Genomic DNA, 11,915 nt, shown 5'->3' on the forward strand with positions numbered 1-11,915 from the left:
AATTTCACCTCCGTCATATCAGCCGTCTATACTACCGCGCGATTCGGAATGCAGGCTGGAACAAGTGAAAGCTATTAAGTCACGTATTATATCCACGAACATGTTCGCGTCGATTCTCACGCGATGGAAATCGGCTCTATATTTCAACGTCGTCTAGTTGTGAGTCCGGGGTAGAGGATCCATATATGACCATATTAACGTGCGTGTCGGCGTGTAATCGCTTTGCATCGTACGGATTCTCGTCCAGAGGTGTTCTCACGGCATGAGCACGGACGATGAATCTTTCCACCCGCTCGGTCAGGAGTGGGAGGGCGAGCTCGAGAATATGCTCGACGATACCGAGTACGATACGGATCTCGGTATGCAGATGGCCCAGGACGCAATGCGGGTCACGAAGGGCGAGCTCTCCGAAGCCGAATTCCACGAGATGTATCACGACGACGTGATGGAGGAATTCGGCGAGGACCAGCGTCCTACCCAGGAAGCCTTCGAAGCGGCTCAGGAGGAAGCCAAGGGGACCGTCTCCCGCATGCTCTCCGCGTTCGACGGCGACGGCGAGGAGAGTCGCCGGGACGTCATGAAGAAGATGGGCGTCGGTGCGGCCGCCGTCGGAATGGGTGCGTTCGGGGGCACCATCGACGGGAAACCCTCGCTCTCCGGGGAGGGGGAGGGCCACGGTGGCGGCCACTCCCAGGCGGAGCAGAACGAGGACCTGCAGTGGGGGATGACCATCGACCTCGAGCGCTGCGACGGCTGTCTCTCCTGTATGGAGGCCTGCGCCAGCGAGAACGACCTGGACCAGGGCGTCAACTGGATGTACGTCATGGCCTTCGAGGACGAGCTCACGTCCGGCGGCTCTCCGGCACCCGACAACATCGTCGGCGGAACGAGCGACCACAATATGCTCGTCCGGCCGTGCCAGCACTGTACGGACGCCCCCTGTGAGAAGGTGTGTCCGACCACGGCCCGTCACACCCGCGACAAGGACGGGCTGGTGCTGACCGACTACGACGTCTGTATCGGTTGCCGATACTGTCAGGTCGCCTGTCCGTACGGCGTCAACTACTTCCAGTGGGACGAACCCGACGTGCCCCACGAAGAAATCACCGGAGACGGCGTGGAAGTCGACGATCCCAAAGAGATCACCCACGCCGAGTACGAGAACGGCACCGAACGGTGGGTCGACAGCCGCTCGCCCCGAGGCACGATGAGCAAGTGTACGATGTGCCCGTCGATGCAGGACGGCCGACAGGGCGAAGAACGGGTCGGGACGACCGCCTGTGAACGCGCCTGTCCGCCGAACGCGATTCAGTTCGGGAACGTCAAAGACGAACACAGCGACGCCTACCAGCACGGCGAACACCCGAGCAAGAGCCGCGCGATCATCGAGATCAGCGGCGGCGTGCCGGATCCCGGGACGATCGACGAGCAGCTCAGCGACGGTGCCGACTTAGAGACCGTACTCAACAACGAGGAACTCGATCTCGACGCCGAAGTGGTCAGCATCATGAAGGCGATCGGTATCGCCAGCGAGGGGCTCGGATCCGGCGACGAGGAGAACAACAGTATCCTCGAGGGCGAGGAGACGATCCTCGAGTCGCTCAACGCGCTCGAACAGTACGTCGACCTCGAGAGCGAGGCGGCGCTGACGGAACTCCGACTAGGCGACGGCGAAGAGGACGACGCCAACGCTCGACTCCGGGAGTTCGCCGGCAACCCCAGCTCGAAGTTCAAGCTGCTCGAGGACATCGGGACGCACCCGAACATCACGTACATCGGTCAGGAACCCGGTCCGGAAGCCGAGCAGGTCGAAGGGCCGTCGGAGTACAGCGATATCTCCTACGAGCGTTCGGACGGCTCCGAAGTCGATCTGGTCGACAAGCGCCAGGAGATCCTTGACGAGGGGACCGTCGGTGACGTTGGGTGGTCGCTGTGAGCACGAAACTGCCCACGGAGGAGGACATCCTCCGGCCGATCAACACCCTCACGAAGAAGTACTTCATCCTGTACGGGATCGCCTCGCTGGCGCTGCTGGCGTTCCTCGTGGGCTGGGCGTACCAGCTCCAGAAGGGACTGATCGTCACTGGTCTCGGCGACTGGGGGTCCGGCGGCGGTTCGACCTGGGGCCTGTACATCGGGGCGTTCATCTGGTGGGTCGGTGTGGCACACGGCGGGATCATCCTCTCGGCCGCCGTTCGCCTGCTCGGCATGGATCGATACATGCCGATCGCCCGACTCGCGGAGATGACCACGATCGGCGGCCTCTCGGCAGCCGGATTCTACATTCTGGTCCACATGGGTCGTCCGGACCGGATGGTCACGAGCGTGCTGGGTCACTACCACATCACGGTTAACAACTCGCCGCTGGTGTGGGACGTGACCGTCATCACGGCGTACTTCGTGCTGTCGGCGACGTACCTCGGTCTGACGCTTCGCTACGACGTGAGCCGACTGCGCGACGACCTTCCGGACCGCTTCGAGCCGATCTACAAGCTGATGACGATCGGCTACACCGAGGAGGAAGACGAGGTCATCGACCGGATGGTCTGGTGGCTCGCAGCGGCGGTCATCATCATGGCTCCGCTCCTGCTCCACGGCGGCGTCATTCCGTGGCTGTTCGCGCTGCTCCCGGCGATGCCCGCCTGGTCCGGCGGCATTCAGGGGCCGATGTTCCTCGCTATCGCGCTGATGTCGGCGATTAGCGGCGTGACCATCATCTCCTACTCGTTCCGCCGCGCCTACGACTGGGAGCACATTATCACCGACGACATCTTCCGCGGCCTGCTGCTGTGGCTGGGCTTCTTCACCCTGCTGTTCCTGTGGTTCCAGCTCCAGTCCGTCCTCAACGGCGTATTCATGGGGCCGCTCGCGAGCCAACACGCGGCCGAGGCGAAGATGGCGCATCCGGCCTATCAGGTCGCGATGACGATGATCTTCGGCACGCTCGTGTACATCTTCCTGCAGGGAATTCGGCCGTCGCTGTTCAGCAAGAAACGGGCACTCCTCGCCAGCGGGATCATCCTGACGGGAACGCTGACCGAGAAGGTCCTGTTCGTCGTCGAAGGGTTCATGGACCCCGTGTTCAACATCTACGCGGCGACGCCCGGGTCCTACTTCCCGAGTCTGATCGAGTGGATGTCGCTCGCCGGAACGGCTGGTCTAGTCGCACTGCTGTTCCTCAACCTCTCGAAGCTCGTTCCCGTGGTCGAACTCCACGCCGTCGAACACATGCGTGGCGAGCACGGTCACGACGAGGACGATGAACACGCTACGGAACCGGAGGTGAAGGCCTAATGTCACTGTTGAGTCTCTCACAGCAACTCCTCTACCACGGCTACAACGGTACCGAAGGGTGGACCGGGTTCGTCAACGAGGGGACCTGGGTCATCTTCGCGATCGTCCTGGTCCCGGTCTACATCATGCTGGTCGCGTGGTTTACCGGCGAACCGCGCGATACGAAAACCGGACTGCTCGGTATGGGCTACCTCGTCGGGCTGACGACGTCGATGTGGGTCGGCATGTTCGTGCTGACCGTGATCATCGGGCTGGTCTTCTACGGCGGCGCGCCGGAACCGGTCGCCGCTCCCGGCCCGTAACGACCGCTCGACGCTCCGATTTCGCGATTCGCTTTTTTAGTCGCTCGTCATCGACGTCTGCGAGCGACGAATTCGAAGTGCGCTATGATAACCATGCACAGGCAGGGGAAACCACGACCCCGTCGAACGGAAAACCTCCCCTATGACGCTCGTCGACGCGCTAGCGACGGTCCTCTATCACGGATACGAGGGGACGCAGGGCTGGACCGGCTTCGCTAACGAGGGGACCTGGATCATCTTCGCGGTTATTCTGGTTCCGGTCTACGTGATGCTCGTCGCGTGGTTCGTCGGCACCCCGCGGGATACGAGGACGGGACTGCTCGGCGTCTCCTACCTCGTCGGAATCACCACGTCGATGTGGGTTTCAATGCTCGTTCTCACGGTGATACTCGGGCTCGTCTTCTTCGGCGAACTACCGGGGCAGTAACGACCGGCGATATCGATCCGTACGGTGTCCCAATCCCCTCGACTGACGCCGGAATCGACGCCAGCGGCGGGGCTCGAGTTTCGAACCATCACACGTATCCCGTTCCGATGCCTTACGTGCAGTAACATCCGCTATGAGCATCACAGAGCACGAACTCAAGATCAAACTCGAGGACATCGAGGATCCGGATCTCGGCGACGATATCGTCTCGCTCGGCCTGGTCAACGACGTCCGTATCGAGGACGAAACGGCGCGGATCGACCTCGCGCTGAACGCGCCCTACGCGCCCGCCGAGATGGAGCTGGGCAACCGGATCCGCGAGGTCTGTGACGAGGCCGGCCTCGAGGCCGATCTGCGAGCCCACGTCGGCGAGGAACATGGCTTCGACGACGAGGTCCTCCCGCGGGTCCGCAACGTCATCGCCGTCGCCTCCGGGAAGGGCGGGGTCGGCAAGACGACGGTCGCCGCCAACATCGCGGCCGGCCTCGAGAAGCGCGGCGCGATGGTCGGTCTGCTCGACGCCGACATCCACGGGCCGAACATCCCGCGGATCCTCCCGCCCGAGAGCGAACCAGGCGTCACGCCCAACGAGGACATCGTCCCGCCCCGCTCGGACGGCGTCCGCGTTATCAGCATGGGCATGCTGACCGAAGACGAGGACGACCCCGCGATCCTCCGCGGCCCGATGGTCAACAAGTTCATGCTGAAGTTCCTCGAGGGCGTCGAGTGGGGTCGCCTTGACTACCTCGTCGTCGACCTGCCGCCGGGGACGGGCGACGCGACGCTGAACCTGCTCCAGTCGATGCCCGTCACCGGTGCGGTCGTCGTCACGACGCCCCAGGAGATGTCTCTGGACGACACCCGAAAGGGGATTCAGATGTTCCAGAAGCACGACACGCCCGTGCTGGGCGTCGTCGAGAACATGAGCTCGTTCATCTGTCCGTCCTGTGGCGACCAGCACGGCCTGTTCGGCACCGAGGGGGCACAGACGATCGTCGACAAGTACGACACGCCGCTGCTCGGTCAGATCCCGATCCACCCCGACTTCGGCGCCGAGGGCAGCGAGGGCGCGCTCGTCAAGGACGAGACGAGCGAGGTACAGGAGACCCTCGCGGACCTCGTCGCGGACGTCTCCGACCGCGTCGGGATGACCAATCGACAGCGGGTCGCCGACAACACTGAGGGCAGTCCGGACAACCAACTCCCGACCGAGACCGAAGACTAACGACTCGAGGACCGTTCGATCGACGACGCCGTTCGAGATGCGATACGTCCGCGCTGCGTCACGGCGCGGGCTCTTCTTCGACCTCCCACTCGAGGGTCACCGTAATCTCCTCCCGGGGTCCCCCGAGCATCGGCGATCGTTCCTGGACTTCGATTCCGTAGTCGACTTCGGGCGTCGGCGAGAGCGTCAACATCTTGTTCCCCACCCGTACCTCGGCGGGGCCCTGGTCGCGCAGTTCGCGAGCGAGTTCCTGAACGAGGTCCGCGGCCTCCTCTCGCGTCACGGTTTGTTCGGTGGCGGTTTTCTCAGCCATGGCTGAACGGCCACCGAGCGGATGTAAATAGATTGGCTGGGAATCGGCAGGCAGGGCCGGCCTCAAGGGCGTTCCCCCGGCGAGCTATCACCGCTCGAGAGCGTCAGGAGTCCGTCGGCGGTTCGGGCGCCTCGACGTCGGGCGTCAGCGAGCGGACGTACTTCGTCACGTGGTCGTCGATGCGGCGCTTGTAGCCAGCCTGTCTGGCGAGGCGGTCGAGTTCGCGGGCGACGAGGCTCCCGTACTGGACGGCCTTCTTCTCCCTCGAGACGATCTCCTCGGGGAGGTAGTCGGCTGCGACGCGTCGAAGCGCGCGCTTCCGCTCGTCCTCGTCGGCCAGCAGCGAATCCGGGAGCCGTAGCGCCGCGTCGACGACGGTATCATGTAAGAGCGGCGCGACCGGCTCGAGCCCGGTCGCCTCGATCGCGCGGACGTCCCGGGGGAGCTGGTCGGGCAGGGAGGCGATCTGCTCGCGCACCGCGGCCCGCGTCGTCTCGGCGTCGACCCGGTGATCGAGGCGGACGACCTTCTCGTAGCCGCCGAACAGTTCGTCGGCACCCTGGCCGATCGCCAGCGCGTCGAAGCCGTCGGCCGCGACGCGCTCGCCGACCAGGTACAGCGGCAGCGCGATCTGGACGTCCATCGCGTTCGTGCGCCCGGTCGCCGCCGCGACGCGGGGGACGGCCCGCTCTAAATCGGCCGGCTCGAGGTCGACGACGGTCAGTTCCCGTCCCATCGCGTCGGCGGCGGTCCGGGCGGCCTCGACGTCGTGGCTGTCGGGGAAGCCGACGACGTACAGCGGCGCGTCGAGCAGTTCGGCGACCAGCGCCGAGTCGACGCCGCCGGAGAAGGCGACGGCGATCTCTCGATCGGCGGCGAGCGCGTCGGCCGCGGCGGTCTCGATCGCGTCGGAGAGGGCCTCGAGTGCCGCCTCGGGATCGCTCTCGGGCGTCGGGTCGGGAAGCGTCCAGCGGCGCTCGGGCGCGGCGCCAGGGCCAGCGAGATCGAGCGTCGTTCCCGCCGGCAGGAGTTCCGGCGCCTCGAGCGCGCCGGGTTCGAAGGCCCACTCGTGGGTCTCGCGGACTTCGCCGGCGTCGTTCGTGCTCGGCGTGGCGCGTCCGCCGGTCTCGAGTCCGGCCTCACCGTCGGTCTCGATGTAGACCGGCACGCGGCCGAGGACATCCCGGACGAGCGTTCCTTCGAACTCCCCGGCGAAGCCGCTCGTCCCGGGGAGGGAAACGCCGCTCTCGAGGGCTGCGCGGACGGTGTCGGAATCGGCGCCGCACAGCGTCATCGGAACAGCCCGAGCATGGTGTTTCTGACGCGGCGGGTGACGCCGCCGGCGGCCTGCCGGAAGCTGATGTGCCAGGGCGTCCGTTTGCCTTCGACGGTGGTCCGTCCCTCGCGGATCGCCTCGAGGACGGCGTCGACGGAGCGTTCGTCAGCGTCGACGCGGGTGACCGCCTGACCGACCATCTCGCTGATGTGGGCGTCGCTGCCGGCGGTCATCGGCAGGTCGTGGTCGCGGGCGAACCGTTCGGCCTGGCGGTTCGCGCGGCCGGTCAGGAGCCGGGAGTTGTAGACCTCGATGGCGTCTCCCCGGGCGAGTTCCTCGCGAGAGATGCGGGCCATCACGCCGTGGCGCGACTCCTGGAAGGGGTGTGGGATGACGGCCAGTCCGTCCTGTTCCCAGATCGCTTCGAGCGTCGATTCGTAGGAGAGCCCCGGCGGGACGGCCTCCTCGAGGCCGAAGCCCAGAATGTGACCGGCCTTGCTCGAGATCTCCATGCCGGGGATCCCGAGCAGCCCGTAGTCGGCGGCGCGTTCGGCGGCCTCGAGGCTCGCGTCGATCTCGTCGTGGTCGGTGACGGCAATCGCGTCCAACCCGACGGCGTCGGCCTGTTCGAGGATGAGTTCGACCGGGTCGCGGCCGTCGTAGGACAGCGACGAATGAGTGTGGAGTTCAACCGACAGCACGTGTCTGTCTCGGCGTTAGGGTGGATCGATCAAAAACACCTCGGTCCGCCCGGACGAGTCGCGTCGTCCGTGACTATCGATTGTGAGCGTAACCGGGTTTCGTGAGGTTCCGTCTCACTCGAGACGCCACGACGACGTGCGGTGGCGCGCGCTGTCCTGCGCCGAACGGTGAGTGAGGCGCAGGTCGAAGCTGCGCGAGGGATGAGCGAACGGAGTGAGCGAGTCGGTTGGGGTAGAGGAGGAACTCCTCGCTGCCACGGTAGCAGAACGCTCGTTTTCGTGTTCGGTCGTTCCGATCTATGTTCAATTCACACGTACTGATGGGACTGACTGTTCTACTCGAGACGACCGAGATGAAACGGGTGGACTTCTTCTGCTGGCAACTGGGACTCGCCGCTCCCTCCCCAGCCGATCCACTTACTCGCTTTCCCTCGCACGATTTCAGCGACTGGCCTCGCTATCACTCGGCCAGTTGCCAGCGCACGCCATGCACGAATAGGACGTCTGCTTGAGTGAGATGAGACGCAACGAAACGGCTCCGAGCTCGGATGCTGACTCGGCCGTGATCGAGCGACGTGAATCGAAACGGAAGAGAAGGCCCTCTGGAGCGACGGAACGCCGTCTACGGGACGCTACGAGCGGATCGACGCAGTCGTCAGTCGTCGGTGTCCAGTTCGACTAGCTCGAGCGCGCGGTCGAGGTGGCAGACGTCGTGTGGCGGGTCGCCGAGGATCTCGCGGATGCGATACTCCGTGTCGAACTCGGCTCCGTCGGGTTCGCAGTACTCGTGGCTGGGACACTCGACGTAGGGACAGGGGCCGGGGAGGCTGGTCTTGCTGCCGGCGAAGGCGCCCTTCGACGTGATGTTCGCGCGCACGTCGGCGGGTTCGACTTCGACGGCGCGGACGCCCCCGTCATGCATGGCGCACTCTAAGGTCTGGGCGTTCTCTCGGACGGACGTGATGCGGTACTTGGTGCCGGACTCGAGATTGAGACACTGGCTTCGGTAGGGACAGCCGGCGCAGGCGTCGGCCTCGCCGTGGTAGACGAACTCGGTTCCCGGTTCGGCCAGCCGGGTTCCGACGAGCGTGACGGTCGACATAGCACTACGTAGTCGGCGCCAGCGGTTAAGACTCACGCGTTAGCGGATCCGATGCCGGCGGAACCCGACCGTCGCTGACGGCCCGCTGCGATCGATCGGTGAAACCTATCGCGCGTTCACTCTCCGGAAGCGGTCTCCGCGTCGTCCCCGCTCGTCAGCTCGTCCAGCCGCTCGAAGTACGTTTCGCGCGGGACCTGGTAGAGCCCGCGGTAGTCGATCTCGCCGCCGTCGAACGCCCACGCGAGTTCGCCGACTCGCTCGAGCGCCGCCTCCCGCGTCGCGAACCGTTCGGTGTCGGCCGAGACGTCGGGCTCGAGGTAGAGGTTGACGTACCAGTCGTCGTCGGCCGTACTGGTTGGGTTGGTTCCGGGCCGGCGCGTCCGCTTCCCGTGTGTCAGGTAGAGCGTGGGTAGACAGGCCGCCGGGAAGGCGTCGCCGTCGAAGACGTCCGGCCGGTAGGCGAGCACGAGTCGGCCGTCCTCACTTCGATTCCAGACGTCCCAACCGTCCGGAAGCGGTGATAGCGCGTCGGAATCGGCGTCGACAGCCGGGTCGGTCATGGGCGATGTTACGGACGGCACTCATAAAGCCTCGTCGTCGGACGCCGATTCGGCGGCGATCATCCCGGATTTGTGTGAATGCGGCGACAGGACCGTGTCGCGCGAGCCGCGCGACCAGCGCGCGCGAGCGCGACTGGCCATTGCTGGCCGGTGGTTTATGCCGCTGACCTCCGAAGATGAGGTGTGGTATCGAGTATCATAATACGATACTGGTAGAATTTGCCCGTAATAAAGTCCCGGTAAATACCTTTTGGGGCCAAGGCTAAGTAGCTGGATTACTCACTCATTAAATACTATCGGTATCCGTTCGCCGGGCCGATCCACTCCGCGCCCGTCCCCGGCGCACCGTTGCCCGAGTCCTCGACGCGCTCGATGCGCAACGGAGAGTGGTACACGATCACACATGACACGACAGACCGCCGCCCGCCGCCGTTCGGTCCGTTCCGGGAGCGCCCCGCTCTCGGAGCGACGCGACGGCGGTAGCGACGTCGTGCTGTCGGGTGACGCGGTTCGACGGATTCCGACGGTTCGGCCACGACGCCACGGCTGGTCGAACGACGTCCGCGCGACTGACGGTCCGTGTGACAACGGACGCTGCAGACGGGGGACCCGTAACTGGCAATGATACCATGACCGGTGACATCGAGACACTCGAGACGCTCAGCACGGATTACAAGGAATCGATGCCCGCAGACCTGCGGGAGACCAAGTCCTTCGACTGGTACCTAGAAGAGTGCTACGAGGACCCGAAGATCACCCGCAACGCCCACCAGCGCGTCGCGGACATGTTCGACTACTACGGGACGACCTACGACGAGACCGAGGGCGTCGTCGAGTACCTCCTCGCGAGCGAGGATCCGCTGAACGACGGTGAAAACACCTTCTACGGACGGGTGATTCACCAGTCGATCCACGAGTTCGTGAACAAGGTCAAGTCGGGCGCCCGACGGCTCGGCCCCGAGCGGCGTATCAAGCTGCTGCTCGGCCCGGTCGGTTCCGGGAAGTCCCACTTCGACAAGCAGGTCCGCAAGTACTTCGAGGACTACACGCTCCGCGAGGAGGGCCGGATGTACACGTTCCGGTGGACCAACCTCTGTGACGTCATCCAGGATCAGGACCCCGCGGACGACACCGTCCGGTCCCCGATGAACCAGGATCCCCTCGTCTTGCTACCGTTGGAGCAACGCCAGCGCGTGATCGACGATCTCAACGAGAATCTCGACGCGCCCTACACGATCCAGAACGAGCAGGCGCTGGATCCGGAAAGCGAGTTCTACATGGACAAGCTGCTGGCCTACTACGACGACGACCTCCAGCAGGTCTTAGAGAACCACGTCGAGATCGTCCGGTTCGTCGCCGACGAGAACAAGCGCCAGGGACTGGAGACCTTCGAGCCAAAGGACAAGAAGAACCAAGACGAGACTGAGCTGACTGGCGACGTCAACTACTCGAAGATCGCCATCTACGGCGAGTCGGACCCGCGCGCGTTCGACTACTCGGGGGCGTTCTGTAACGCCAACCGCGGCATCTTCTCCGGCGAGGAGCTGCTGAAACTCCAGCGAGAGTTCCTCTACGACTTCCTGCACGCGACCCAGGAGCAGACGATCAAGCCGAAGAATAACCCGCGGATCGACATCGACCAGGTGATCGTCGGGCGGACGAACATGCCCGAGTACAAGGACAAGAAGGGCGACGAGAAGATGGAAGCCTTCAACGACCGCACCAAGCGGATCGACTTCCCGTACGTCCTCTCCTACGAGGACGAGGCCGAAATCTACAACAAGATGCTTTCCAACGCCGACGTCCCCGACATCAACGTCGAGCCCCACACGCTCGAGATGGCGGGGCTGTTCGGCGTCCTCACGCGCGTCGAGGAGCCCGACACCGAGACGATCGATCTGCTCTCGAAGGCCAAAGCCTACAACGGCGAGATCGACGAGGGCGACGACATCGACACGAAGAAGCTTCGTGAAGAGGCCGCCGAGAAGGCCGAGATCGGCGAGGGCATGGTCGGCGTCTCGCCCCGGTTCATCGGCGACGAGATCGCCGAGGCCATCATGGACTCGAAACACCGCCAGCGCGGGTTCCTCTCGCCGCTGACGGTGTTCAACTTCTTCGAGGAGAACTTAGAGCACCACGGCTCCATCCCCGAAGACAACTTCGAGAAGTACTACCGCTACCTCGAGACGGTCCGCGAGGAGTACAAGGAGCGGGCCATCGAGGACGTCCGCCACGCGCTGGCCTACGACATCGACGAGATCCAGCGCCAGGGCGAGAAGTACATGGACCACGTAATGGCCTACATCGACGACGACACCATCGAGGACGACCTCACAGGCCGCGAACAGGAGCCCGACGAAACGTTCCTGCGCTCCGTCGAGGAGAAACTCGACATCCCCGAGGACCGCAAGGAGGACTTCCGCCAGGAGGTCTCCAACTGGGTCTCCCGCCGGGCCCGCGAGGGCGAGGCGTTCAACCCGCAGGACAACGAGCGCCTGCGCCGCGCCCTAGAGCGCAAGCTCTGGGAGGACAAAAAGCACAACATCAACTTCTCCGCGCTGGTCAGCGCCAACGAGTTCGACGACGACGAGCGCTCCGCGTGGATCGACGCCCTGATGGAACAGGGCTACTCCGAGGCGGGCGCCAAGGAGGTCCTGGAGTTCGCCGGCGCGGAGGTCGCCAAAGCGGAGATGGACGACTAACATGATCGGGGTC

The 11,915-nt window shown here is 64.4% G+C and carries 11 protein-coding genes; 6 read left to right on the forward strand and 5 right to left on the reverse strand.

The annotated features are described in order from the left end of the window. Positions 1-262: 262 nt before the first annotated feature. The 5 genes from EH209_RS20725 (at position 263) to EH209_RS20745 (ending at position 5,248) form a co-directional block, all read left to right on the forward strand. Positions 263-1,936 carry a 4Fe-4S ferredoxin N-terminal domain-containing protein gene (locus tag EH209_RS20725; RefSeq protein ID WP_126664715.1) on the forward strand — a complete coding sequence of 558 codons (1,674 nt, stop codon included), beginning with the start codon at positions 263-265 and terminating at the stop codon, positions 1,934-1,936. After that, entirely contained in the window at positions 1,933-3,294 is a 1,362-nt protein-coding gene (gene nrfD / locus EH209_RS20730; protein ID WP_126664716.1) for an NrfD/PsrC family molybdoenzyme membrane anchor subunit, read from the forward strand. The genes EH209_RS20725 and nrfD overlap by 4 nt, the downstream gene beginning before the upstream one ends. Then, on the forward strand, positions 3,294-3,596 hold the full coding sequence (locus tag EH209_RS20735) for a hypothetical protein (RefSeq protein ID WP_126664717.1): 303 nt from the start codon (positions 3,294-3,296) through the stop codon (positions 3,594-3,596). The genes nrfD and EH209_RS20735 overlap by 1 nt, the downstream gene beginning before the upstream one ends. A gap of 142 nt (positions 3,597-3,738) precedes the next feature. Then, positions 3,739-4,023 carry a hypothetical protein gene (locus EH209_RS20740; protein ID WP_126664718.1) on the forward strand — a complete coding sequence of 95 codons (285 nt, stop codon included), beginning with the start codon at positions 3,739-3,741 and terminating at the stop codon, positions 4,021-4,023. Positions 4,024-4,156: 133 nt separating this feature from the next. Then, the gene (locus tag EH209_RS20745; RefSeq protein ID WP_126664719.1) at positions 4,157-5,248 is read left to right on the forward strand and encodes an Mrp/NBP35 family ATP-binding protein; all 1,092 of its coding nucleotides are present in this window, start codon (positions 4,157-4,159) and stop codon (positions 5,246-5,248) included. A gap of 58 nt (positions 5,249-5,306) precedes the next feature. Here EH209_RS20745 and EH209_RS20750 read toward each other — a convergent pair whose 3' ends face one another. The 5 genes from EH209_RS20750 to EH209_RS20770 form a co-directional block, all read right to left on the reverse strand. After that, entirely contained in the window at positions 5,307-5,561 is a 255-nt protein-coding gene (locus EH209_RS20750; RefSeq protein WP_126664720.1) for an amphi-Trp domain-containing protein, read from the reverse strand. A 103-nt stretch (positions 5,562-5,664) separates the two neighbouring features. Further along, a complete protein-coding gene (locus EH209_RS20755) occupies positions 5,665-6,855 on the reverse strand; it encodes an asparagine synthase C-terminal domain-containing protein (RefSeq protein ID WP_126664721.1) in 1,191 nt (396 codons plus the stop codon). Further along, positions 6,852-7,538, reverse strand: coding sequence for a PHP domain-containing protein (locus tag EH209_RS20760; protein ID WP_126664722.1), 687 nt, complete (start codon positions 7,536-7,538; stop codon positions 6,852-6,854). Before EH209_RS20760 ends, EH209_RS20755 begins: the two co-directional genes overlap by 4 nt. Positions 7,539-8,193: 655 nt before the next feature. Continuing rightward, entirely contained in the window at positions 8,194-8,640 is a 447-nt protein-coding gene (locus EH209_RS20765) for a UPF0179 family protein (protein WP_008895372.1), read from the reverse strand. Positions 8,641-8,756: 116 nt separating this feature from the next. Beyond that, positions 8,757-9,200 (reverse strand): DUF5820 family protein, encoded by a 444-nt coding sequence (locus EH209_RS20770; RefSeq protein ID WP_126664723.1) that lies wholly within the window; start codon positions 9,198-9,200, stop codon positions 8,757-8,759. 629 nt (positions 9,201-9,829) lie between these two features. On the opposite strand from EH209_RS20770, the gene EH209_RS20780 reads away from it, so the two are divergent. Continuing rightward, positions 9,830-11,902, forward strand: a complete 2,073-nt coding sequence (locus EH209_RS20780) for a PrkA family serine protein kinase (RefSeq protein WP_126664724.1) — start codon at positions 9,830-9,832, stop codon at positions 11,900-11,902. Positions 11,903-11,915: the final 13 nt, after the last annotated feature.

Source organism: Haloterrigena salifodinae, assembly GCF_003977755.1.
Lineage (GTDB): Archaea > Halobacteriota > Halobacteria > Halobacteriales > Natrialbaceae > Haloterrigena > Haloterrigena salifodinae.